This is a genomic window from Syntrophales bacterium (assembly GCA_026417625.1).
Classification (GTDB): Bacteria; Desulfobacterota; Syntrophia; order Syntrophales; family UBA8958; genus JAOACW01.
Map to the genome: position 1 here is coordinate 164,565 of JAOACW010000001.1, position 24,476 is coordinate 189,040.

Genomic DNA, 24,476 nt, shown 5'->3' on the forward strand with positions numbered 1-24,476 from the left:
TAAACTGACCGACAGCTCTCTGGACATGAAACCAATAAAACCTGTAATAGCCATAATAGGAAGACCAAATGTGGGTAAATCCACACTTTTCAACAGGCTCATCACACAAAGAAAAGCTATTGTCATAGATGAACCAGGCGCCACCAGGGACCGCAATTACGGAAGCTGCGAATGGCAGGGAAGATCTCTAATGCTCGTTGATACTGGTGGGTTCGAACCAACCGCTGGTGATCCAATCCTAGTCCAGATGCGCGAACAGGCGCTGTTGGCGATCGAAGAAGCGGAAGCCATTATTTTTCTACTCGACGGTAAAACCGGTCTCACACCTGCCGACAAAGACATTGCAGAAATACTCAGAAAAATTAACAAACCCGTTTTCTATGTGGTTAACAAGGTCGACAATTCTCGACAGGAATTGGCCAGCACAGAATTTTATGCGCTAGGAGTAGAAAAAATATACACCATCTCCGCCCAACACGGTCTTGGTATCCATGAAATGATGAGCGATCTCGTTATGCGTTTTCCGAAGAAAGCTTCCGAAGACGAAGAAGAACAAAACGAGAGCATAAAGGTTGCGGTTATTGGACGCCCTAATGTGGGAAAATCTTCTCTTGTTAATAAAATTCTTGGCGAAGACAGAGTGATTGTCAATCCCCTACCGGGAACAACTAGAGATCCCATCGATACACTGTTTACCTGGAAGGGAAAAAACTTCCTTTTGATAGATACGGCGGGAATTAGAAGAAAAAGCCGCATAAGCCTTACAATGGAAAAATACTGCGTCATCCAAGCCATCAAAACAATCCAGAGGTGTGACATAGCTTTACTAGTCATAGATGCCATAGAGGGAATCACAGAACAGGATGTGAAAATCGCAGGTCTCGCTCTAGAAGAAGGTAAAGCGCTAATATTCACTGTAAATAAATGGGACGCCGTATCCAAAGACGAGGAAACAGCGAGTAAATTCATAGAAAAAATAAGGGAAAAGGCAAAATTTATTTCTTTTGCTCCTGTTTTATTTGTTTCTGCACTTACGGGAAAACGGGTATACAAGATACTAGATACTGTCAAAGAGGTATATGCCCAATACACCAGAAGGGTAAGCACTGGTGTTTTTAACCGTATATGTCGGGACATCATAGCTAAAAATCCACCTCCCGTTTTGAAAGGAAAAAGAAACTCTAATTTCACGTACATGACACAAGTAGACATAAAACCCCCCACTTTTGTCTTTTTCGGCCGTGACCCTGGTGATGTACACTTTTCCTACGAACGGTACCTGGCGAATTCAATTAGGAGTAAGCTAGGTTTCAATCACGTACCAATTCGTATTATCTTCAGAAAGAAAGGAGGAAAGTGAGAAAACTTTCCTTTTAACCAATGGGTTTTAAAAGATTATCCCTTGACTGAAAGATATGTCATAAAGTAGTTTATCTCATTATGTCTAAAAATGGGAGGGAAACATGAGAGGGAAGTTGTTAAGAGGAATATTTTTGTGGTTGGTCACAACAATTTTTTTAGCCCTAAGTTTCAGCTCAACTTCAGCATCTGACACAATAAAACTAGGTGTCGCTGGAGCACACAGTGGTGACCTTGCATCCTACGGACTTCCGACCAAAAGAGCTGCTGAGCTTGTGGTAAAAGAGATAAATGCAAAAGGTGGAGTACTGGGGAAGAAGGTAGAAATTATAGCCGAAGATGACATGTGTAAACCAGAGGTTGCCGTAAATACTGCGACAAAACTCGTTTCCCAAGGAGTCCATGTGGTGCTCGGACATATCTGCAGTGGTGCCACAAAAACAGCCCTCGGTATATACAAAGAGGCTGGAATCGTCGTCTGCTCATCCTCCGCCACCAACCCCGAACTCACCCAAAGCGGTAAGTACCCCAATTTCTTCCGTACCATTGCCTCCGATGATGCACAGGCAAAACTGGGAGCTGACTTCACAGTAAACGTGCTTAAAGCAAAGAAAATAGCTATACTCCATGACAAAGGAGATTATGGAAAAGGTTTTGCAGAGTATGCAAAAAAATTCGTGGAAGAATCAAAAAAGGCGAAAGTTGTGCTTTTTGAAGGGATCACACCAGGGGCAGTGGATTACTCTGCAGTAGTGCAGAAGATAAAACAATCAGGTGCCGATGCAGTGATATACGGGGGTTATCATCCTGAAGCTTCGTCAATCGTCATGCAGATGAGAAAAAAGAACATGAAAACCTACTTCGTATCCGACGATGGTGTAAAAGATGACACGTTTATCAAGGTGGCAGGTAAGTACGCTGAAGGGGTCTACGCATCTGGTCCCAAAGACACATCAAAGAATCCAATGGCTATAAAAGCCATCCAGGAGCACAGAAAGGTTTATAACGCCGAACCCGGGGCCTTCTTTTTAGAAGGTTACGCAGCAGCCCTAGCACTTCTCAACGCTATAGAAAAGGCAAAAACCACGAAAGGTGATGCTGTAGCAAAGGCCCTTCGCACATATCCCGTGGACACACCGCTGGGAAGAATAAAGTTCGACAAAAAGGGTGACGCAATTGGGGTAGGCTTTTCCATGTACCAGGTTAAAAACGGTGTCTATGTGGAGGTAAAACATTAGGAAAAACATTAAAACTTAAACAACATACATGGATTATTTTCTCGAAATATTCTTCGGTGGCCTGACGCGGGGAAGTATATACGCACTCATAGCCCTGGGCTACACAATGGTATACGGCATTATCGAGCTCATAAACTTTGCCCATGGGGAGATATACATGATTGGTGCGTTCATTGCCCTTATTGTTTCCGCCGTTCTTACCTATTATGGTATGGGGAGCATTTCAGTCTTCCTACTCGCAATGGCCTTCGCTATAATCTTTGCGGCATGCCATGGATTCACAGTAGAGAAGATAGCCTACAAACCTCTTCGGCAGGCCCCGAGATTATCTCCCCTTATAAGCGCCATTGGTATGTCCATCTTCCTCCAAAATTACGTGATGCTGGCTCAAACTTCGGATTTCCTCCCCTTCCCCAATCTTATCCCTGATTTGCCTTTTGTAGAGGAGTACTTACCTTTCATGGGCCAGACAGACTTCGCCATCTTAGTAACAACTGTTGTTGTTATGATATGCCTTACAGTTCTCATTAAATTCACAAAGTTAGGCAAAGCTATGAGGGCAACTGCCCAGGATAAAAATATGGCTATGCTCGTGGGTATAGATGTGGACAGAATCATATCTTATACCTTCGTCCTCGGTTCAGCGCTAGCTGCGATAGGTGGTTTACTGATCGCGTCACATATAGGACGGATCAACTTTTTCATGGGATTCATTGCCGGAATAAAGGCTTTTACCGCAGCCGTACTTGGAGGGATAGGCAGCATACCTGGAGCTGTTCTTGGGGCAATGGTGCTAGGCTGGATGGAAAGTTTCGGCACTGGTTACGTGTCCAGTGACTACGAGGATGCCTTTGCTTTCGCACTACTCATATTGATTCTTATAGTGAAACCATCAGGTATACTAGGGAAAACACCTGTCCATAAGGTATAATTCACAATGATCGTAACAAAACGTCTAACCAGATCTTTGGTAATTGCCCTTTGGTTCATGTTCCTCACTTTTCCCATTATCGTGATCCGAGTGAATACCATCGAAAATACCATTGAATGGCGGTGGGCAAACCTCATACGCGTCGGTATTGGAAGCTTCGTAATTTCCCTAATATGGTGCTACCTTCTGGAAAGAAAACAAAAGGAAGAGGGAAAAAACGAAAAAGGCAATTTTGTAAACTTTCTGCGAAAGAGACTAGTTTCCTTTTTTCCGGCAGAAAAGAACAAAATTGCAATAATCGTTTTATCGATCTTTTTACTTCTTTTTCCCTTCATCCCCTATGTGAGCCTCTACCAGATTAATATCATGACCAATGCCTTTCTTTACGTATTACTCGGTCTTGGTTTAAACATCGTTGTGGGTATGGCTGGGTTATTACATCTTGGTTACGTCGCTTTCTACGCCGCTGGTGCTTACACATATGCGTTACTACACCACCATTTTGGCATAGGCTTTTGGACTGCTTTACCTCTGGGAGCTCTCACCGCAACAATCTTCGGACTCTTCCTAGGTGTGCCCGTGCTGCGATTGAGGGGTGATTATCTTGCCATTGTCACCCTCGGTTTTGGAGAAATAACCCGTCTCGTTCTAGAAAATTGGGGGGAATTTACCTTCGGACCCAGTGGAATAGCGGGCATTCCCAAACCTGGCTTCTTTGGCATTGATATGGACATCCACAGTTCCGCTGTATACATATACTATTTGACTGTTGTTATGTGCGCACTTACCATTGTTACAGTATACCGTTTACAACATTCTCGCATAGGCCGGGCTCTTGTAGCCTTAAGAGAGGACGAAATCGCTTCTGAAGCCATAGGTATCAATACTACTTTGATCAAGATCTCCGCTTTCATTCTCGGATCCATCTGGGCTGGACTTGCAGGAGTAATCTTTGCCGCCAAAACTACATTCGTCAACCCGGCCAGTTTCACGTTCCTAGAATCCGCTATGATTCTCTGCATAGTCGTTCTTGGTGGTATGGGATCCATACCAGGAGTTATCCTCGGCGCCTTTATTCTCGTCCTTGCACCGGAATACCTAAGAGCTTTCAGCGAGTACAGAATGTTGATTTTCGGTATAATCCTCATTCTCATGATGGTGTTCAGGCCACAGGGACTGATTAGTGGAATGAAACGCACCTATAGAGAATCTTAAAGATAACCAATTACGTGGACATGGCCTACATTCTAGAAACAAAAGGACTAACCATGAGATTTGGCGGACTCGTAGCTCTTTCCAACGTAGATATTCACGTTAATGAGGGAGAAATACTCGCAATAATTGGTCCCAATGGGGCGGGAAAAACTACCTTGTTCAACTGTATAACAGGTATTCACACTCCCACGGCTGGAGACATATATATCAATCCACCAGGTGCGAAACGCCAACGTATCACTGGATGGAAAACACATCGAATAACACATGTGGGGATTGCGCGAACTTTCCAGAATATAAGAATCTTCCCAGAAATGACAGTTCTAGAAAACGTTATGGTGGGTCGTCACTGTCGTACCAGCACAGGGATCCTAAAAGCGATACTCCGAGATGCAAGCACACACAGAGAAGAGAAGGAAACGATGGACAGAAGCTACGCCATACTGGAAAGATTTGGCATCGCTCAGTATGCACACACACTTGCAAAAAATCTCCCTTACGGTGCCCAGAAACGTCTTGAGATTGCCAGAGCACTGGCAACAGAACCTTATATCCTTTTACTCGATGAACCTGCAGCTGGGATGAACCCTCGGGAAACAGACGAACTGGAAGCTTTGATAAGACAGATATCCGAAGAACAGAAAATAACCATAATAATGATAGAACACGACATGCGAATAGTTATGAGTATATCCGACCGCATAGTGGTTCTTGATTATGGTCAGAAAATAGCCGAAGGGTCCGCCGATGAAATTAGAAAGAACCCCCTTGTAATAAAGGCCTACCTCGGTGAAGAGATTTAAGGTATGCTTCTATTAAAAAACATCAACACTTTTTACGGCAACATCAGAGCTCTTAAAAACATTTCTTTAAAAGTCAACGAAGGCGAAATAGTTACCCTAATTGGTGCAAACGGTGCAGGAAAATCCACAACGTTACTCTCCATATGTGGATTGGTACCCCCTAAATCCGGCGACATAGTATTTCAGGGACGATCACTGGTAGGCTTGAAACCTCACGAAATTGTTTTTCTCGGTATTTCCCTGGTTCCCGAAGGAAGAAGGATATTTCCTCGCCTTTCGGTAAAAGAAAACCTGGAAATGGGTGCTTTCCTTAGGAAAAACAAACACCTCATAAAAAAAGACATGGAACACATCTTTGAGCTCTTCCCCATACTCGCCGAGAGGAAAAATCAAACAGCAGGTACACTGAGTGGCGGAGAACAACAGATGCTAGCCATATCCCGTGCCTTAATGGCAAAACCGAAACTCTTGCTTCTGGACGAACCCTCTCTCGGACTTTCCCCTATTTACGTTAGAACTATATTTGAGATCATCGAAAGGATAAACAAAGATGGAACCACAATATTTTTGGTCGAACAGAACGCCAACATGGCATTAAAGCTGGCACACCGTGGCTACGTCATGGAAACCGGTCAGATAACCATAGAAGGTCCGGCTTCAGAACTTATGAACGACGACAGAGTAAAAAGTGCTTATCTTGGACTATAAACCACAATCAGGAGGATCTATGCCGAAAAGTGGAGAAAAGTTTGTGTGTTTAAATCATCCCGATGTCGAACTGATGATTCTAAACGAAAAAAATCCCAAAATGTTCCACGCCATTCGCCTGGCAACCTTCGCTTCCAGAAACCGCATACAGATGGAAAGTAAATCAACCCTCCTCAACATCTTAGCATGTCCCGAATGCGGGTATGCAGAGTTATATCTAACAGAAGCAGAGTTATCTCTGCTTAGAAGCCTTAAAAGCGATTAGGCCTACCTTCCAAATGGGAACGATCATTGAAAGATGTGATGGTACCTCTACCATCCTCAAATAATACAGTGGTTATGGACGCGACCTCCACAGAAACCCTGCGGAACTGAGAAAGTGGTATTTTTTCAATATAACACAGTATAGTGGCTATGGTAAAATTGTGGGAAACCACAAGGGCATTCTCCCCCCTATCAATTATCAACTCCATAACCTTCCATGCCCTTTTCTGAACCTCATCGAACGTTTCACCCCCAGGTATCCGTATCGAGCTTGGATCTGCAAGCCATTTTCTGAGAAACTCTTTCTCACACAACATTAGTTCATCATAGGAAAGACCCTCAAAACATCCTTGATCCATCTCCATCAAACGCGGGTCAATGTGGAGAGGTACACCGTGATATTGGTTAATTATACGGGCAGTAGATAAAGCCCGCTTCAATGGACTGGTATAAATGACGCTAAAACTCCTGTTACGAAGATAGAGGGCAAGAGATTCAGCTTGTTTCAGTCCCTCTACACTAAGATCGAGATCGGATACCCCCTGAACCCGCCGGTCACTATTCCAGATTGTTTCGCCATGACGGACAAGAATGACCTCCTGGGATTTCCCTTTCATAACACTCTATTAACCTTCAACCCATATCAAAATTTCGTCAAGGGAAACACGGCTTCTATTGAATTTATTTACCGGAGCCTCACTATCCCCATAACCCAACGCTATCGCAACAACAATCCTCCTATCCTCAGGAATCGGGGCAAAACGTCTAATCAACTCAGGATAACAAACAGCCGATGCCATTACACAGGAACCTATGCCCCTCTCCCAAGCAAGGAGACAAATAGTCTGTGTCACGATCCCTACGTCGAGCAAAGCGTACTCCACTGCCACACCCGCGTGTATACACACAACCATCAGATGAGGAGCACCGAAAAAAGACGCCATTTCTTCGTAGTACATGAGGCGTTTCTCCCTATCCTCCCTGGAAATATCCAGGGCCGTGAGTACAGCCCTACCCACCTCCGTATATCTCCTCCTTATGTGCTCCGGCCAAACCTCAGGCATTGATATTTCAGGAGAAATAGGAGTTCCTCGCTTCACGTACTCCCTATGCTGCTCTCGCAGATCGTTGAGGGGTTTACCACTGAGTATATAGAACTCCCACGGCTGTGTGTTACCCCACGAAGGAGACCAGCGGGCGATATCCACTATCTCCTTCAGAACTTGCTTTGGAACTTCTACATTTCCTTTGAACTTTCTTATACTTCTTCTTTTCATCACAGCTTCCGTTACTGTCATAACGTACCTCCTTTTCGTACTCCAGCTGCAAGACATACACAGAAATCCTTGAGAATACTCCGTGGCGAACCATGGGGATCCATCACGTGAAAAGATAAGACCCGTCGACCACGATTTTTCAATGCCCTGAAGTCCCCAAGGGCCTGCGCTACTTGTATCTCCGCGAATGAAACCTTAATCCCCCTCTGGTATTCGAACTCTGTTATTGGTATCTCTCCAGTCCTTTCCGCAGTGATATGAATAAAAACCCCATTGTTTGGACCCCCTTTGTGTAGCTGCCCAGTGGAGTGTAGATACTGCGGACCGTAGTTGATGGTAGAAGCTAAACAATACCTTTCACGAATAGCTTCCCGTACTTCTCCAAAAAGCCTGTCCGTCTCAGGATCCGGGGGTAGATACAGCAAAAATGAAACATAACACCTCCGCTCAGACGAAGACAAAAGTACAAGCACCCTATTAACAGCTTCATCAACGTTTTCCCTTGTGAGTAAAATCCTGATCGGATCAGATACACTGGAAGGTGCCTTTCCTTGTATCATCACTTCTTTCGCATAAGCCTTCGCCTCCTCCACATCTGGTTGATCAAATGGATTTATCTTCAACAACCAGCCCGCAACGGCAACACCCAACTCCCATATTTGGCAGAAGGCACCAACCGCATCTGGACCTCTAAGTTCAATATCTAGAGCAGGGAAACCCGCATTTACAAGTCTTTGCAACTTAAAATCGTCCACTACTTCATCACGGAATCGGAGTCTTATAAAAAAACGATCCGGACCATAAACAGAAGGATCACCGAGAGTTTCATCAAACACAGGCAAAATGCCTTTTCCACATTTACCCGTGCTCTCAGCAATTAACTGTTCCAACCACGACCCAAAACCCTTTGTTTTTTCGGTCAAAATAAATGTAGCTTTGTCCCGACTTCCAAGAGCCATTCCACCAAGGAAAGATCCTATCTGGGTTGCACATCCCTCAGGCACGTCGTTTAATTCACAATTTAAAGTCTGCACTGCTTGTCTAAGCAGTACGGACGGTTCAAAACCCATGAGTGCCACAGGCACAATACCAAAAAATGACAGTGCTGAAAACCTACCACCTACACAGGGATCGTTCAGAAAAACTTTCCGAAAAGAGAATTTCCGGGCTATTTTTTCAAGATTACTACCGGGATCCGTAATGGCTACGAAATGTTTGCCCGCTCTCTCCCTCCCCACCGCCGCCACCACTTTTCCATAGAAAAAGCTAAACAGGGACAGGGTCTCCACTGTATCACCTGATTTCGAAGCCACGATGTAGAGGTTTTCCGCCGCGGGATACTTAGACGCTATCGAACGGATAACATCAGGGTCTGTAGTATCTACAACATGAATATCCAGATAACCTGGCTTAACACCCAACACACATCGAAACATTTTTGCCGCCAAAGATGCCCCCCCCATTCCTATCAACAACACCTTTCGGTAACCATCCCGTAGAATCTCGTCACAAAATTGCACTAATTCACCCACGTAGGCTCCCATGACACAAGGAGAGTCAACCCAGCCAAGGCGATTTTCTACTTGAGATGCGTAAGCACCCCACAGGGATGTGTCTTTTTCTATCAGCCGGCTAATCACCCCTTCTTCTCGGAGGGCAATTTTAGTTCGGGCAATAAACTCCTTCCACTCACCTAGGAAACGATAACAATGTACTAAGCGATCAACCATACGTTCCCCACAGAGTTTATGTAAGCACTTTACGCGTTTCTTTAACCATTTAGGGCAAAATTTATCAAGGAGTAAGGTACAGTGGTATAATTACAAAAATCTTGATTTTACAGTTACGCATGTTTACAGTATAAAGTTAATATAGGGGTGCTGAAAAGGCTGAAAATACACCCTTGGAACCTGATCTGGATAATTCCAGCGTAGGGAACATCTTAAATCTGGGCTAGTCTAAGAGCGCACCTCAAAAAAGGTGCGTCTGCTTTTTCCAGATAGCAATAGATTGTAAAGGAAAGGCAGGAGGCTAAAAATGACACAGATAGAAATGGCAAAAAACGGTCAAATATCTGAGGAAATGAAAATTTGTGCGGAAAAAGAAGGGGTCTCACCAGAGTATATAAGAGAAGGTGTGGCGAGTGGCACTATAGTCATAGTGCGCAATAGCAGACATAAATCTGTAACTCCTTTAGCCATAGGGAAGGGACTCCGGACTAAGATCAACGCCAATATTGGCACATCAAAGGATAGGGTGGACTTGGAACTGGAGCTTCAGAAAATAAAGGTGTGTGAAGAGGCAGGGGCTGACGCAATTATGGACCTTTCCACAGGCGGTGATCTTAGAAAGATACGTAGAACGATAATAAAGTCTTCATCAGTGGTAATCGGCACAGTTCCCATATATCAGGCGGCGGTGGAAACACTTGAAGCTAAAAAACCCCTACCTGAAATGACCGGGGATGATATCTTCAGAGTCATTGAGGAACACGGAGAGGATGGTGTGGACTTTATCACTGTACACGTAGGTGTAACGAAGAGCAGCCTAGAGCGCTTGGAAAAGCAGGGGCGAATCCTGGGCATAGTGAGCAGAGGCGGATCTATTCTCGCCAATTGGATGGCCTGTACTGGGAAAGAAAACCCCCTTTATGAATTCTATGATCGCCTCCTTGAGATCGCCCATCGGTTTGATATAGTTCTAAGTCTAGGGGATGGACTACGCCCAGGCTGTCTGGCCGACGCAACCGATAGGGGACAGATAGAAGAACTAATTGAACTAGGGGAATTGGCACGACGTGCCAGGGACGCAGGAGTACAAGTGATGATCGAAGGTCCGGGACATGTACCCCTTCCAGAAATTGAGTCCAACGTGCTTCTACAGAAAAAATTGTGTGATGGCGCACCATTTTATGTACTTGGACCCCTGCCAACCGACATTGCTGTTGGTTACGATCATATAGCTTCGGCCATAGGGGGTGCCATTGCGGGGGCTGCAGGTGCGGACTTCCTCTGTTACGTGACACCAGGAGAACACCTAAGATTACCCAACCTGAATGACGTCAGGGAAGGTGTTATCGCTGCAAAAATAGCGGCCCACGTAGCGGATATCGCTAAGGGAATCCGAGGTGCAGTGGAGAAAGACAGAAAAATGGCTATCCACAGGCGTAATCTCAACTGGAGGGGCCAGATAGAAACATCTATCGACCCTGAGGCGGCAATAAAAGGTTTGGAAAAAAGCACGGTTGCCCAAGAGGAAGGGTGCACGATGTGTGGTGATTTATGCGCTATTCGCCTGGGACGGATAAGGTTTTCGGGATAAAAACCATCCCGTATTGCTAAAACTTCCTGCCAACGTAGAGATGAGCAAACCCGAATGTAAGGGAGTAATGAACAATGTCACCTAAACCCCCCTCCTTCATCATGGAACTAAGTTCCTCCGGGGTATGAAATTTCCCAATCGATTCAATCAGATACTCATAAGCATCTGGCTGCGGTGAAAAGAGATTTGCCATAACAGGTACAACCGATTTGGAGTACAACCGGAAAAACAAGCGAAAAATAGAATGGCTCGGAACATGCATCTCCAGCACGAGCACTTGGCCTCCCGGCACAACTACCCGGGCCATTTCTTCCAGAACTCTTTTGCGGTTCAAAATATTTCTAATTCCAAAGGCAATAATAGCTACATCAAAAGAGTCGTTGGCAAAAGGTAGATTCAGAGCATCACCCTTAATAAAAAAAATTCGGTAATCCAATTTTTCTCGTCTTACTTTTTCAAATCCCACCTCTATCATTTCACCAACCGTATCCACAGAAAAAACATAAATCTCAGGGAAACGTTTCGCCGCGATTATTGCTACGTCAGCCGTACCTGAAGCCACATCGAGAACACGTAGCGTCCGTGAAAAGCGCATATGTGACACGGAAAAACGACGCCAAAAGACGTCTATACCCAAACTCAAAACTCTATTCATAAGATCGTAACGACTGGCGATCCTCGAAAAAATCCTTTGAACGTAAGATGCGTGTTTATCCGATGCAAAAAGTGATGAATGAAATCCGTTTCTTCCCATTGATTCGAGTTATTAAGAAATGAGCGAACGGGCCACTTTCACAATGTGTTCAACAGTAAAGCCAAACTTCCCCATAAGAACTTTTTGGGGGGCACTGGCGCCAAAGCTGTTCACCCCTATTATCCTCCCCTCCAGTCCCACGTAGTGTTCCCACCCTAAGGGCACCCCTGCCTCCACAGCAATTCTAGCCTTGACCATTGGTGGTAGTACACTATATTTATACGATTCTGGTTGTTCATCAAAAAGTTCCCAACACGGAAGAGAAACCAGACGGACCCTTACGCCTTCCCGAGCGAGTTTACGGGCCGCATCCAATGCCAACGCAACTTCTGAACCCGTGGCTATAAAAAGGAGATCTGGCATTTGAGAGGAAGATTCCCAGAGAACATAGCCACCTTTTCGTAAACCATCCGCTGGTGCTAACTCCGTCCGATCCAGCACTGGCACATCCTGGCGAGTTAAAACAATTGCCGTTGGACCTCTCCTATGCATTACGGCCATCTTCCACGCTTCCACCGTTTCCGCCGCATCACACGGCCTTATCACCCGCAGATTTGGGATAGCCCGGAGGTTCATCAGTTGCTCAACTGGTTGGTGAGTTGGTCCATCTTCTCCCACAGCTATACTGTCATGGGTAAAGACATAAATTACAGGTAACCCCATTATAGCCGCCAAGCGCATCGGAGGACGCATGTAATCACTAAAAACCAGAAAAGTAGCAGCGTAAGGCCTAATACCCCCATGTACCGCCAACCCACCGGCTATAGCACCCATGGCATGTTCTCTAACACCAAAATGGACATTCCTGCCGCTGTAATTCCAACCACCCCCCACCTCACCATCCAACGGTTCACGGTGCTCACCAGGTCTCTGAAAATCGCCCTTGTTCTTGAGCCATGTGAGGCAAGAAGGATTAAGATCAGCAGATCCCCCCATGAGTTCCGGTATCTTTTCAGCGAGAATTTGCAACACAGACTCTGAAGCTTTTCTAGTAGATAAATCTCTTTGGGGGAAACTGAGCTTATTCAGACTTTCTTCCCATCCTCCCGGAAGATCACCCCGCATAACCCGCAAAAACTCTTGCCCCCGTTCCGGAAAAATTGCACAGTATCTGTTAAACTCCCTTTCCCATTCGCTCTGTTTCTTTGCCCCCTCATCCTTAACACTGCGGCAGTACGAAAGAACATCCTCTGGCACATAGAAAAATGCATCTACTGGCCAGCCGAGCTGCTCTTTCGCAGACACAAGTTCCTCCAAACCAAGTGGAGCACCGTGGCACTTTGAAGTACCACCCTTTTTGGGTGCACCGTAGCCAATCTTCGTAAAAACCCTGATTAGTGAAGGACGGTTTTTTTCATTTTTAGCCTCTTCTATAGCTCTGCTGATCTCACGACAATCAGTCCCATCGAATACCCTGAGTACCTGCCAGCCCAGGGCGCGGAAGCGTGCTTCTATATCCTCGGTGAATGTTAATGCCGTTGATCCTGCAAGGGAAATACCGTTATCATCGTACAAAACAATCAGTTTCCCCAAACCCAAATGCCCAGCCAGAGCACAAGACTCAAAAGTAACCCCTTCCATCATGTCACCATCGCTAGCCAGTACATATGTGTAGTGATCCACTATAGTGATTTCAGGTGTATTGAACTTTGAAGCAAGGTGAACCTCCGCCATTGCCATGCCCACTGCATGACTTATCCCCTGCCCCAAAGGACCAGTGGTCAGCTCTACTCCAGATGGATGACACCGCTCAGGATGCCCAGGGGTTTTGCTTCCCCACTGTCTAAATTGCTTTATATCCTCAAGTGTCACATCATAACCTGTGAGATACAAAAGTGCGTAGAGCAACATCGAAGCATGTCCAGCCGAAAGTACAAATCGGTCTCGATCTGGCCAAAGAGGATCAGCAGGGTTATGCTTAAGATGATACACCCAAAGTGTAAAGGCGAGGGGTGCTGCTCCCATAGGCATACCGGGATGACCTGAACCTGCCTTTTCTATGGCATCAGCAGCGAGAAAACGTATTGCATTAATACAACTGTTTTCAATTTCTGTATTCACCTCTCATCACCTTGTCGCTCAATTGAGGTTAACCATATAGGTTTGGTTTCTCTGCTTAGTGCTCTTTACCGCTTTAAACAACCATTCACCCACTGGAGGTACGGCTCATAACCGATTAATACCGGAAAAGCAAGGATCTCTGGCACCTCATAAGGATGGTTAGAACGGATAGCATTCTCCAATTCCTGATACAGTTCACGGCGGCTCTTAATAAAACACATCCATTCCGTTGCTTCTTCCAGCTTTCCCTGCCAGTGATAAACACTCTTCACCGGACCACTCACCTGCACACATGCCGCCAACTTCTGCTCCACAAGTAAACTTGCAATACTCTCTGCCCTTTCCTTTGTGTCTACAGTAACGACGAGTTGAATATATTCCGTCACTTTGTACCTCCTATACCCGATATTACATAAAGGATAATGGCCACAGCTTGAGGCAAACTCAGTGATTCTGCTCTCCCCTCGCCAGGAATACACCAGCACTCATCGGCGAGTGTTTTAATTTCCGCTGGCAAACCCCTGCTTTCACTACCAAAAACGAGTAGTGTAGGTTTCTCCTCCACGTGGGGTGGTAGACCGGATGTAACGTCAGTAACTATAACTGTCCCATTTTTCTTAAATTCCCTAATAACATAAAAGGGATCTACTTCATCCACTATACGGAGATGAAACAGACTCCCCATGGAGGTCCGAACCACTTTGGGTGATGTAAAATCCACAGATTCCTTGCTGATAAAAAGATTCCTGATGCCAAACCAATCCATAGATCGCATGATAGCCCCGAGGTTGTTTGGATCTCTTATTTGATACAACATAACGGCGTGCTCACCCCTTTTCCAAAGAGGTTTCTCTGGAACTTCCACGCTGCGTCGTACAACGGCCATTATACCTTCAGGACTCTTGTCCTGACTAAGTAACTTCCATTCTTTCTCACCCACGGTATACTTGGGTACACTTACTTCCTTTAAGAAATTTACCTTATCTTCAAAATTGATTTTCCCCGAAAGAAAAAGCAAGGATTCCACCTGCCAGTTACTTTTGCACAGCTCTTCAACCACTTTAATCCCCTCGGCAATAAACAGGCCTTCTTTTCTTCTGTACTTTACCTTACTCAACTTCTTCCATAGAGAAATCTGCTTCGCCGTGGGTCTTTCGCGCAAAAAATCCATTGTCTGTTGCAAGACAAATTTAGCTCTTAAAACTTTTGAAGAACCGTGAACGGTACACCAACATATATCCACCACACAAAACCATAAACAGGCAGAGAATCTGTCCCATGGTAAGACCAGGACCTAAGAACCCCAGATGGGGATCAGGTTCTCTAAAGAACTCCACAAAAAACCGAACCAAACCGTAACCGATGATGTAAAGAGATAACAATAATCCCTCGAATGGACTTCTCGTCCTGATAAACCACAAAATCAAAAAGAGAAAGATACCCTCAGAAAGTGCCTCGTACAATTGAGAGGGATGGCGGAGCAAACCATTAGTATCAGCAGGAAAATACATACCCCACGGCATCTCCGTAGGTCGTCCGTAGAGCTCCCCATTGATAAAATTACCGAATCGACCGAATGTGTATCCTAGGGGAACGGCAGGTGCGAAAAGATCCGCAATGAACCAGAAATCCCACCCTCTTCGCTTACACAGATACCAGCTGCACAGTATAACCCCTATTGCACCGCCGTGAAAGGACATGCCACTGATACCTACAAAACGCACACCCGAGGAAGAAATCTCAAAAGGCAGGAATATCTCCAGAGGATGGGCTAAGTAATACAAAGGGTTGTAAAAAAGTACATACCCTAAACGACCTCCCAGCAACACACCGATTATACACCAAAGCAACACATCCTGGACATCCGCAACCGTAAGACAGGCGTATTTTTGTTCCCTTTTTGTACGATACAAAACAAGCACATAGGTTAGTAAAAAAGCAACCACATACATCAAACTGTAATAGCGAACCTGAAAAGATCCAAAGGTAAATAAATAGGGCGATATCCTTTCGGGAAGGTGCTGCCAGAACTCGATCATCCGTATGTTACCCCTCTGTAATCCTCGACGTACAGCCTTGCTGAATGGGCAGCCACAGCTCCATCTCCACATGCCGTCACTACCTGCCTCAGCGATTTCTCAATACAATCCCCACACGCAAATATTCCGGTAGCAGATGTCCTCATCTCACGATCAACCTTAATGGCACCATTTTCGGAAAGTTCAACAAGATCTTTGACGACGTCCACATTGGGTACAAGCCCAACAAAAACAAAAACACCTTGTGCTTCGAGCTCATCCAGCTGTTGCAATTCTGTGTTTTTAACAATAACAGCCTCCACCGACTGCCGTCCTTTTATCTCAATGACCTGGCTGTTCCACATGAAACTTATCTTTGGATTGGAAAATGCCCTTTCCTGAAGGACCTTTGACGCTCGCAAGCGATCTCTTCTGTGCACCACCGTCACATGGGAAGCAAATCTGGCAAGAAAAATCGCTTCCTGGATGGCGGAATCACCGCCACCAACAACAACAACCCGCTGATCACGGTATAGGGGACCGTCACAGGTAGCACAATAAGAGACCCCGCGACCGGTAAACTCCTCCTCTCCAGGGATGTTCAGCTTTCTCCACGAAGCTCCTGTAGCCACAATAACAGCAATGGCCCTGTACGCTGAATCCCTGGTTATCACTTCCCACAAAAGAGATGGAGAGTAGGGCAATTTTCGAATGGAAACTACATCCTTCTTCACCGTTTCTAACCCAAAGGACAAGGCCTGTCTACGAAACAACTCCACAAGATCAAAACCACTTATACCGCCTACAATACCGGGATAGTTTTCGATAAAATCCGAAAGAGCAGCCTGACTAGCATTGGTCTCACCTTCCACAAGGAGAACTTTGAGACCATCCCGGGCCACGTATAAACCAGCTGTAAACCCCGCAGGCCCACCACCCACTACTATAACGTCATACAGTTCTTGCACCATCTCTCCATCTCCTCCAATCATTCACAAACATAAGAAAATTAAGCTGTAGACGCAATCAATTCTCGAATACGAGAGAATTCCGCTGTTGCTACTCCGATGTACTTATCCGCTATACCGTAGTACATAATCAAGTGCTGAGTCTTTTCATTGTAAATCAAACCTGTTGGAAATGTAACCCCTGGAACATCACCCAAAAAGTCTTGTTGCTCTTCAGGCCCAAAAATCCACCTGTTGCTACGGTAAATTATCTTCGTTGGATCCTCAAGATCCAACAGTGCTATTCCCACTCGATAAAGACTACCAGAAGCGGTGATCCTCACACCGTGGTATATTAACAACCAACCCTCAGGGGTTTCGATAGGTGGTGGCCCAATTCCCACGCGATGATGGTCCCACCAACCAGGCCTGGCCGGGATCAAAATCCGATGATCCCCCCAGTATTTGAGATCGGGAGAAAAGGAAATCCATATGTGAGCTTCTCCGCGAATAATTGGTCTATGTATCAGGGCGAACTTTCCCTTGATCATCCTAGGAAATAAAGCTGCGTCCTTGTCCTCAGGCGGTAAAACTGAACCCAAACGTTCATACGTTTGAAAGTCCTCGGTCAGAGCAATGGATACAACAGGTCCTCCACCTGAGAAGGAAACATAGGTAACAGCATAACGATTGAGATCCTTAACAAAAACTATACGCGGATCTTCCAGTCCAAACTGTTCCTCCTGTATGTTTGGATCCGGTAACAATGTTGGACAATTGTCGATAATCCAGTTCTCATATCCATCATTACTTACCGCCTTTGTGAGATGAGAAAAACCACATAAATCTTCAACTCTCATGAGCAGTAAGACCTTACTGTTATAAACAACCGCTCCTGGATTAAACACAGCATTTGCTGGATAGGGAAGACTATCCGGGGTTATAACTGGATTGTTCTTATATCGTTGGAATATGTGTCTATTCTTAGCAAAGCAAGTATACTGCCACCTGTTCATCCCCAATCCCTCAGATAAAAAAGTGGATCTGCTATACCAATTAACCTATATCTTCCGCCATAGATATTTAACGAGTGACTAAACACTAATGGAATTCATGAGTCCTAAGCCAAACCAACGTGAAAACCCCAACGATCATGAAAAACGCTGCAAAGGTAAAACCAATCACCGGCGAAAAAAAAGTCCACAAAATACCTACCAACGAACTAGATATTAGTTTAGTTACTCCATTTACCGTCCCCAGAACACCGTAGCTAAGCGTTAGAGTCTCGGAACGAACCATCTCGGCCGTCACCGTGGACTCCAGTGTTTCCTGCATAGCCATATACGACCCAGCAATAAAAAAAAGAAGTACAAACAAAGGAACACTTCCCACATCAAACCAAAACGCCAGTGCTGCCAGAATCGCCGTCAACGCACCCAGCATGTAGCCAGCAATAAGCATAGTCAGATGACCAACTCTATCTGCGAAGAAACCCACGGGGTATGACATAGTAACCTGTACCACATTCCGCCACGTATATAGAAGTCCAGCAACCTGGACGGCCTTCACTATACCTAAGGTTTTTCCCAACAATACAGTTGCCGTAAGGATTAGCAAACTGTGTGAAAAATCGCCAATACCGAAAAGCACCACTGCAATAAGGTATCGTTTAAATCTCCCCGGCAACTCACGAAGAGACCCGAAGAATTTCATTGCAGGATTCGGGGAAAGTTGCGGGTCTTTTACCAGTATCAAAAAGGTCAATGGTGCAAGTAGACCAGGTACGAGAGAAAACAAAAAAACCAATCGAAAAGGCACAGAACTGTCGTGCCAATGCCAGTCCTGAAATAAACCAATTAGCGTTACTCCCAGCAATGGGCCCACAACAGCACCTATTGTGTCAGTAGCCCTATGAAAACCGAACGCTCTGCCCCGTGTTTCCGAAGTGACAGATTGAGCTACAATGGCGTCGCGTAATGGACCCCGTAATCCTTTACCAAACCAGGAAACTACACGTCCCAAAAGAACAAGTGGCCAACCTGCTGCCAATGCAATAAACACCTGTCCAATAGGTGTCAATGCGTAACCAACAATCACAATGAGCTTCCTATAGCCAAGTTTGTCAGCTAAGTATCCCGCGATCAATTTAGTGAAACTCGCTACCGCGTCAGCGATACCTTCAATAACACCTAGCAACGCTGCGGGGATGCCAAGGACGGCGAAAAAACCAGGAAGGATGACCGTGGCGGTTTCGTAACAAAAATCGCCCAAGGCGCTGGTAATACCCGCTCCTATAACATTGCGATTAAACCAAGTTGAACAATCACGTCCAAAAGGGGAAACATTCTGTTTCTTGGTCGATTCATCTGTCTTTGACGTCTCTCCAGCCAAACCTGAACCCTCAAAAAAATTCATGCCTTTCCAGCGGTATAAACACCTAGTATTATTATGCTTACACCGCCGAATCTCATCAACGAATACGCTAAAACAAATGACAGACTGCCACGGCTAAAGTAAAAGGTAAAACCTAAAAAACCCCAGGAATTTCCCACGTTTGTATTAACAAAATCCAGATTCAACGACAGATAACTCGACACAGTGTGAAAATTTTTTCAGGTAACGTTTGAATTTCGAACGTCGCTATTGAATAGGAACATAAGATATTCTTAACTTTTCCCCACATTTTCTGCAATAAATAGCCGGTTTTTCGGTTATCTTTTCGCCACAGTACGGGCATCTCCGAATAAGTTCAGTGTTGCAGTATTCACAGAAACGACGACTAGAATCTGATGTAGTGTAAGCACATTCAGGACAGATCAACAAACACATGTTTGTACAACCCTAAAACACTAAATACTCCAGAAAGTCAAACACAGGAAATGCTCTTGACATTTAATGTCAATTTCTATAGCAAACGTTGCGCCAAATAACAATGGAGAGATGTGAGAGATGCCCAAAAGAAACGACATAAAAAAGGTAATGATCATTGGATCAGGTCCTATAGTCATAGGCCAGGCTTGTGAGTTCGACTATTCAGGTACCCAGGCATGCAAAGCGTTACGATCACTAGGTTACGAAATTGTGCTTGTCAACTCCAATCCGGCAACGATTATGACAGATCCCGGAATGGCTGATGTAACTTACATTGAACCCCTCAATTTTCAAACTATGATAGAGATAATAGAAAACGAAAGACCAGATGCCATCCTACCAAATTTAGGGGGACAGACGGGTCTCAACCTTACGGCAGAACTGTGGAAAAAGGGGATCTTGGAAAAATACGGTGTAAAGATTATCGGTGTCCAGGCAGAGGCAATAGAACGTGGTGAGGACAGGATAATATTCAAAGAAACCATGAAAAAACTGGGTCTTGAAATGCCAAGGAGCGAACCTGCATTCACAGTGGAGGAAGCAGAGAGAATAGCTTGTCGTCTGGGCTTTCCCGTGGTCATACGTCCAGCTTACACGCTGGGTGGTACGGGAGGTGGCCTTGTTTACAACGTAGAAGAGCTGCGTACCGTGGCAAGCCGAGGGATAGCCGCCAGTATGGTAGGACAGATACTCGTCGAAGAATCCGTTCTTGGCTGGGAGGAGCTGGAATTGGAAGTGGTGCGCGACTCGAAAAACCAGATTATTACTGTGTGTTTCATAGAAAATGTGGATGCCATGGGCATCCATACAGGTGACTCCTTCTGCGTAGCTCCCATGCTCACGATACCACAGGATGTTCAACGTACACTCCAAGAATACGCCTATCGCATTGTGGAATCCATAGGTGTTATAGGTGGAACCAATATTCAGTTTGCACGCCACCCAGAAACAGGCAAAATAGTTGTTATTGAGATTAATCCTCGAACATCCCGTTCCTCTGCCCTTGCTTCCAAAGCTACAGGATTCCCCATTGCATACATATCCTCCCTACTTGCTGGTGGCCTTACCCTGGATGAGATACCCTACTGGAGAGAAGGAACCTTAGACAAGTACACCCCAAGTGGTGACTATGTGGTCGTAAAATTTGCCCGCTGGGATTTCGAAAAGTTCCGGGGGGCGGAAGATAGATTGGGCACCCAAATGCGGGCCGTTGGGGAGGTTATGAGCATAGGAAAAACGTACAAAGAAGCCCTGCAGAAAGCCATCCGTTCATTGGAAAAGGGTAGATATGGACTTGGTTTGGTTAAGGATTTCCATGAAAAAAAACTGGAAGACCTCCTCGACTTGTTAAAGGAACCGTCGAGCGAGCGGCAATTTATAATGTATGAGGCCTTACGCAAAGGTGCTGATGTAGAGACCCTCTACAAACTCACTCACATCAAACCTTGGTTTATTGAACAGATGAAAGAACTGGTGCAACTGGAAGAGAAAATAATCACCTTTAGGGGGGAAAAACTACCTGATGAAATACTGATACAGGCCAAGAAGGATGGTTTTGCTGACCGATATCTTGCTCAACTACTCAACACGAATGAAGAAAATATACGTGGGCAACGAACAGCCCTGGGAATAGTGGAAACCTGGGATTACATTCCAGTCAGTGGAGTGGAAAATGCCGCTTATTATTACTCCACTTACAACGCTCCCGACAGAACCACCGTCAGCCCCCGCAAAAAGGTTATGGTGCTTGGGGGAGGTCCCAACAGAATAGGGCAGGGTATCGAGTTTGACTACTGTTGTGTGCATGCTGCCTTTACCCTCAGGGACGAAGGTTATGAGTCCATAATGGTCAACTGCAATCCGGAAACTGTATCCACTGATTATGATACCTCTGATAAACTGTACTTTGAGCCGTTAACAGTGGAAGACGTATTATCCATTTACGAAAAGGAAAAACCAGAGGGTATTATATGCCAGTTTGGTGGGCAGACGCCCCTAAACATCGCTAATGACCTAGCAAAAGCGGGGGTTAAAATTTTGGGTACGTCTCCAGAAACCATCGACCTCGCTGAGGACAGAGACCGTTTCAGAAAAATGATGCAGAAGCTGGGTATCCCTATGCCACCTTCTGGCATAGCCAGTAATTTGGAAGAAGCTATACGGGTAGCAAACAGTATAGGTTATCCCCTAATGGTCAGACCCTCCTATGTTCTTGGTGGACGGGGCATGGAAGTAGTTCATGATGAGGAAATGTTAAAAGAATACGTCGCAGCTGCCCGCGGTGTGACACCCGATAGGCCTATTCTTATAGATAAGTTCCTGGAGAATGCCATAGAAGTGGAAACAGACGCCGTATCCGATGGGGAAGACGTCCTCGTTCCTGCAATAATGGAACATATCGAACTCGCAGGGGTTCATTCAGGTGATTCCGCTTGTGTGATACCACCCATCTCCGTACCACCAAAGCACCTGGAAACTATAGTGGAGTACACAAAGAGGATTGCCCTAGAATTCAAAGTGGTGGGATTAATGAACATCCAGTATGCTATTGCCAACGATACGGTGTATATCTTGGAAGCCAATCCTCGTGCGTCACGAACAGTACCTCTCGTCTCAAAAGTGTGCAATATACCCATGGCTCGCATTGCCACACAGCTCATATTAGGGAAAAAACTCGCCGATCTTAACATAAAACCCAAAAGGGTACCCCATTTCGGGGTAAAAGAAGCGGTATTTCCTTTCAATATGTTCCCAGAGGTGGATCCTGTTCTGGGTCCTGAAATGCGTTCCACGGGAGAGGTCCTGGGATTGGCTGACTCCTTTGGTCTCGCCTTTTACAAAGCTCAGGAAGCAGCCCAACAGACCCTACCTGATAGGGGAAGCGTTTTGATCACCGTTGAGGATAGGGACAAGGGCTCTATCTTGCCCGTCGCCCGGCAATTCAAAGAACTAGGTTTCCGAATATTGGCCACAAGTGGCACACGAAAATATCTGGCAGATCACGGTATCGAGGCCGACCTTGCGCTAAAGATGCATGAGGGTAGACCTCATATCGTTGATCTTGTGAAAAATGGAGAAATTCAGTTGATAATAAATACACCTAGTGGTAGAAAAAGTGTACACGATGATTCTTACATAAGAAAGTCAGCAATTAAATACAAAGTGCCCTATATAACCACAACGGCGGCAGCGGCGGCGGCGGTGAAGGGAATAGAAGCATTTAGAAAGGGACACGGAAGAGCAAAGTCTCTGCAGAGTTATCACAAAGATATTGGCTAACAACGAGATGATAAAAGCAAGGGATAATTGCGGGGTCTTCGGTATATATTCTCAGGAACCCTGTGTATATGACATCTTCAATGGACTCGATTTCCTCCAGCACAGGGGACAGGAATACTGTGGGATAGCCACGTACGACGGCCGCATCCGTCAGGTAATCCATCATGGAAAAGCGGGGAACAGTTTCACTCCCCAGGACTTTGAATACCTTAAAGGCAACTGGGGCATCGGACACGTAAGTTTATGGGAACGTCAGCCCATGAGTTGGCAATCCAAATTGGGTGACATTGCTGTGGCCTTCAGTGGAAATATCCTTAATGCGGAAGAGCTTATCAAAGAGATGATGACTCAGGGTCACGCCTTCCAGGGGAGTTACCACACGGAAATACTGGCAAAGATCATAATGGAATCCGATGACATACTTTCCGGCATAACAGCTATCGCAAAGAAAGTAAGAGGAGCTTACTCCATGGTTATTCTAACCCGGGAAGGTGTTTATGGCGTCCGTGATGTATTTGGGTTTCGACCGTTCATCCTCGGCAAAGACAAAAAACGCGTGGTGGTCTGTTCCGAATCACGGGCTATACAGAACATGGATATGGAGGTCGTGAGAGACGTGGCTCCAGGGGAAGTGGTCCTCCTGAATGAGAATGGTATAAACTCCCTGATGGTCTTGCCTACTCCTCGCAGAGCCCATTGCGCCTTTGAATGGGCATACACGGCGAGTATAGACTCCGTGATAGAGGGACTTTACGTTCAGAAAGCTCGAAACAACTTGGGTGGTGCTTTGGCATTAAGAGACAAAGTAGAGAACGAGACAAACTTCGATCTCGTAGCACCGATTCCCATGTCCGGGATAGGACATGCCTTAGGATATCACCAAGTATCGGGAATTCCCTATCAAGAGGTTTTTCTGTACAACCGCTATGCCGATCGCAGCTATACACTATCGAGTCAAGAAGCACGAGAAAAAATGGCCAGAAGAAAACTTTCCGTCCTGCGTTACGCAGTAGCAGGGAAAAGGATCGTACTATGCGATGATTCCATAGTCAGAGGTACCCAAATACTAAGTAAAATAAGAGACCTCAAAAACTCTGGCGCAAAAGAGGTCCATGTCCGTATTTCCTGCCCACCTCTCATGTATCCCTGTGACTTTGGGGTTTCCACCCGCACATATGACGAACTGATAGCTCGTAAATTCATCCCAAAGGGTAATATAAACTCCATCGAACAGCTCCACGAAGTTGAAGGATGTATAGCTCGGGAAATAGAGGCTGATTCTGTAAAGTACAACAGTATAGATTCCTTCGTAAATGCCCTGGGCATACCCAGGGAAAACCTCTGCCTCAAATGCTGGGATGGCATTTATCCCACTGACGCGCTTGAATAAACTGACTATCAATTGGCCCTTGCAATACGTATGAGGATCT

Annotated in this window: 21 protein-coding genes and 1 riboswitch; of the genes, 10 read left to right on the forward strand and 11 right to left on the reverse strand. The window is 45.5% G+C overall.

Going from position 1 to position 24,476, the window contains the following annotated elements:
* Positions 1 to 25 precede the first annotated feature (25 nt).
* The 7 genes from der to N2317_00900 all read left to right on the forward strand — a co-directional run bounded on the left by der (position 26) and on the right by N2317_00900 (position 6,519).
* A complete protein-coding gene (gene der / locus N2317_00870) occupies positions 26 to 1,360 on the forward strand; it encodes a ribosome biogenesis GTPase Der (protein ID MCX7816048.1) in 1,335 nt (444 codons plus the stop codon).
* Between the two features lie 103 nt (positions 1,361 to 1,463).
* A complete protein-coding gene (locus tag N2317_00875) occupies positions 1,464 to 2,597 on the forward strand; it encodes a branched-chain amino acid ABC transporter substrate-binding protein (protein MCX7816049.1) in 1,134 nt (377 codons plus the stop codon).
* Between the two features lie 28 nt (positions 2,598 to 2,625).
* Positions 2,626 to 3,528, forward strand: coding sequence for a branched-chain amino acid ABC transporter permease LivH (locus N2317_00880; protein MCX7816050.1), 903 nt, complete (start codon positions 2,626 to 2,628; stop codon positions 3,526 to 3,528).
* Positions 3,529 to 3,534: 6 nt separating this feature from the next.
* Positions 3,535 to 4,743 carry a branched-chain amino acid ABC transporter permease gene (locus N2317_00885; GenBank protein ID MCX7816051.1) on the forward strand — a complete coding sequence of 403 codons (1,209 nt, stop codon included), beginning with the start codon at positions 3,535 to 3,537 and terminating at the stop codon, positions 4,741 to 4,743.
* A 20-nt stretch (positions 4,744 to 4,763) separates the two neighbouring features.
* The gene (locus N2317_00890) at positions 4,764 to 5,546 is read left to right on the forward strand and encodes an ABC transporter ATP-binding protein (protein ID MCX7816052.1); all 783 of its coding nucleotides are present in this window, start codon (positions 4,764 to 4,766) and stop codon (positions 5,544 to 5,546) included.
* Positions 5,547 to 5,549: 3 nt separating this feature from the next.
* Positions 5,550 to 6,254, forward strand: coding sequence for an ABC transporter ATP-binding protein (locus tag N2317_00895; GenBank protein ID MCX7816053.1), 705 nt, complete (start codon positions 5,550 to 5,552; stop codon positions 6,252 to 6,254).
* 19 nt (positions 6,255 to 6,273) lie between these two features.
* Entirely contained in the window at positions 6,274 to 6,519 is a 246-nt protein-coding gene (locus N2317_00900; protein MCX7816054.1) for a hypothetical protein, read from the forward strand.
* Here N2317_00900 and N2317_00905 read toward each other — a convergent pair.
* From N2317_00905 to N2317_00915, 3 genes are read right to left on the reverse strand one after another with little or no spacing between them, the layout of a single operon-like run.
* Positions 6,506 to 7,135 (reverse strand): histidine phosphatase family protein, encoded by a 630-nt coding sequence (locus N2317_00905; GenBank protein ID MCX7816055.1) that lies wholly within the window; start codon positions 7,133 to 7,135, stop codon positions 6,506 to 6,508. The genes N2317_00900 and N2317_00905 overlap by 14 nt on opposite strands.
* 9 nt (positions 7,136 to 7,144) lie before the next feature.
* Positions 7,145 to 7,816, reverse strand: coding sequence for a nitroreductase (locus tag N2317_00910; protein MCX7816056.1), 672 nt, complete (start codon positions 7,814 to 7,816; stop codon positions 7,145 to 7,147).
* Positions 7,813 to 9,525, reverse strand: coding sequence for a hypothetical protein (locus tag N2317_00915; protein MCX7816057.1), 1,713 nt, complete (start codon positions 9,523 to 9,525; stop codon positions 7,813 to 7,815). The genes N2317_00910 and N2317_00915 overlap by 4 nt, the downstream gene beginning before the upstream one ends.
* Before the next feature lie 133 nt (positions 9,526 to 9,658).
* A riboswitch (TPP riboswitch) is annotated at positions 9,659 to 9,749 on the forward strand.
* An 83-nt stretch (positions 9,750 to 9,832) separates the two neighbouring features.
* On the opposite strand from N2317_00915, the gene thiC reads away from it, so the two are divergent.
* Positions 9,833 to 11,116 carry a phosphomethylpyrimidine synthase ThiC gene (gene thiC, locus N2317_00920; protein MCX7816058.1) on the forward strand — a complete coding sequence of 428 codons (1,284 nt, stop codon included), beginning with the start codon at positions 9,833 to 9,835 and terminating at the stop codon, positions 11,114 to 11,116.
* Between the two features lie 16 nt (positions 11,117 to 11,132).
* Here the strand turns inward: thiC and ubiE are convergent, their stop codons facing one another.
* From ubiE to N2317_00960, 8 genes are all read right to left on the reverse strand, one after another.
* Positions 11,133 to 11,870, reverse strand: coding sequence for a bifunctional demethylmenaquinone methyltransferase/2-methoxy-6-polyprenyl-1,4-benzoquinol methylase UbiE (ubiE, locus tag N2317_00925; protein MCX7816059.1), 738 nt, complete (start codon positions 11,868 to 11,870; stop codon positions 11,133 to 11,135).
* Positions 11,871 to 11,882: 12 nt separating this feature from the next.
* On the reverse strand, positions 11,883 to 13,931 hold the full coding sequence (gene tkt, locus N2317_00930; GenBank protein ID MCX7816060.1) for a transketolase: 2,049 nt from the start codon (positions 13,929 to 13,931) through the stop codon (positions 11,883 to 11,885).
* A 65-nt stretch (positions 13,932 to 13,996) separates the two neighbouring features.
* Positions 13,997 to 14,317, reverse strand: coding sequence for a divalent-cation tolerance protein CutA (locus N2317_00935; protein MCX7816061.1), 321 nt, complete (start codon positions 14,315 to 14,317; stop codon positions 13,997 to 13,999).
* Positions 14,314 to 15,102 carry an RNA methyltransferase gene (locus tag N2317_00940; GenBank protein MCX7816062.1) on the reverse strand — a complete coding sequence of 263 codons (789 nt, stop codon included), beginning with the start codon at positions 15,100 to 15,102 and terminating at the stop codon, positions 14,314 to 14,316. Before N2317_00940 ends, N2317_00935 begins: the two co-directional genes overlap by 4 nt.
* 19 nt (positions 15,103 to 15,121) lie before the next feature.
* On the reverse strand, positions 15,122 to 15,970 hold the full coding sequence (gene lgt / locus N2317_00945; protein ID MCX7816063.1) for a prolipoprotein diacylglyceryl transferase: 849 nt from the start codon (positions 15,968 to 15,970) through the stop codon (positions 15,122 to 15,124).
* Entirely contained in the window at positions 15,967 to 16,920 is a 954-nt protein-coding gene (trxB, locus tag N2317_00950; GenBank protein MCX7816064.1) for a thioredoxin-disulfide reductase, read from the reverse strand. The genes lgt and trxB overlap by 4 nt, the downstream gene beginning before the upstream one ends.
* 38 nt (positions 16,921 to 16,958) lie before the next feature.
* Positions 16,959 to 17,912: a glycosidase gene (locus N2317_00955; protein MCX7816065.1), complete on the reverse strand. Its 954-nt coding sequence runs from the start codon at positions 17,910 to 17,912 to the stop codon at positions 16,959 to 16,961.
* Between the two features lie 85 nt (positions 17,913 to 17,997).
* Complete coding sequence (locus tag N2317_00960) at positions 17,998 to 19,311, reverse strand: MFS transporter (protein MCX7816066.1); 1,314 nt, start codon at positions 19,309 to 19,311, stop codon at positions 17,998 to 18,000.
* A 534-nt stretch (positions 19,312 to 19,845) separates the two neighbouring features.
* On the opposite strand from N2317_00960, the gene carB reads away from it, so the two are divergent.
* Positions 19,846 to 23,046, forward strand: coding sequence for a carbamoyl-phosphate synthase large subunit (carB, locus tag N2317_00965; protein ID MCX7816067.1), 3,201 nt, complete (start codon positions 19,846 to 19,848; stop codon positions 23,044 to 23,046).
* The gene (locus tag N2317_00970) at positions 23,039 to 24,436 is read left to right on the forward strand and encodes an amidophosphoribosyltransferase (protein MCX7816068.1); all 1,398 of its coding nucleotides are present in this window, start codon (positions 23,039 to 23,041) and stop codon (positions 24,434 to 24,436) included. Before carB ends, N2317_00970 begins: the two co-directional genes overlap by 8 nt.
* Positions 24,437 to 24,476: the final 40 nt, after the last annotated feature.

Bases quoted from the DNA above. Each gene is read 5' to 3' on its own strand.
- N2317_00910 (MCX7816056.1), bottom strand. From the start codon at position 7,816: ATGACAGTAACGGAAGCTGTGATGAAAAGAAGAAGTATAAGAAAGTTC.
- N2317_00880 (MCX7816050.1), top strand. From the start codon at position 2,626: ATGGATTATTTTCTCGAAATATTCTTCGGTGGCCTGACGCGGGGAAGT.
- N2317_00905 (MCX7816055.1), bottom strand. From the start codon at position 7,135: ATGAAAGGGAAATCCCAGGAGGTCATTCTTGTCCGTCATGGCGAAACA.
- thiC (MCX7816058.1), top strand. From the start codon at position 9,833: ATGACACAGATAGAAATGGCAAAAAACGGTCAAATATCTGAGGAAATG.
- carB (MCX7816067.1), top strand. From the start codon at position 19,846: ATGCCCAAAAGAAACGACATAAAAAAGGTAATGATCATTGGATCAGGT.
- N2317_00940 (MCX7816062.1), bottom strand. From the start codon at position 15,102: ATGGATTTTTTGCGCGAAAGACCCACGGCGAAGCAGATTTCTCTATGG.
- trxB (MCX7816064.1), bottom strand. From the start codon at position 16,920: ATGGTGCAAGAACTGTATGACGTTATAGTAGTGGGTGGTGGGCCTGCG.
- N2317_00955 (MCX7816065.1), bottom strand. From the start codon at position 17,912: ATGAACAGGTGGCAGTATACTTGCTTTGCTAAGAATAGACACATATTC.
- N2317_00900 (MCX7816054.1), top strand. From the start codon at position 6,274: ATGCCGAAAAGTGGAGAAAAGTTTGTGTGTTTAAATCATCCCGATGTC.
- N2317_00875 (MCX7816049.1), top strand. From the start codon at position 1,464: ATGAGAGGGAAGTTGTTAAGAGGAATATTTTTGTGGTTGGTCACAACA.
- N2317_00890 (MCX7816052.1), top strand. From the start codon at position 4,764: ATGGCCTACATTCTAGAAACAAAAGGACTAACCATGAGATTTGGCGGA.
- lgt (MCX7816063.1), bottom strand. From the start codon at position 15,970: ATGATCGAGTTCTGGCAGCACCTTCCCGAAAGGATATCGCCCTATTTA.
- N2317_00885 (MCX7816051.1), top strand. From the start codon at position 3,535: ATGATCGTAACAAAACGTCTAACCAGATCTTTGGTAATTGCCCTTTGG.
- ubiE (MCX7816059.1), bottom strand. From the start codon at position 11,870: ATGGGAAGAAACGGATTTCATTCATCACTTTTTGCATCGGATAAACAC.
- N2317_00915 (MCX7816057.1), bottom strand. From the start codon at position 9,525: ATGGTTGATCGCTTAGTACATTGTTATCGTTTCCTAGGTGAGTGGAAG.
- N2317_00960 (MCX7816066.1), bottom strand. From the start codon at position 19,311: ATGAATTTTTTTGAGGGTTCAGGTTTGGCTGGAGAGACGTCAAAGACA.
- der (MCX7816048.1), top strand. From the start codon at position 26: ATGAAACCAATAAAACCTGTAATAGCCATAATAGGAAGACCAAATGTG.
- N2317_00895 (MCX7816053.1), top strand. From the start codon at position 5,550: ATGCTTCTATTAAAAAACATCAACACTTTTTACGGCAACATCAGAGCT.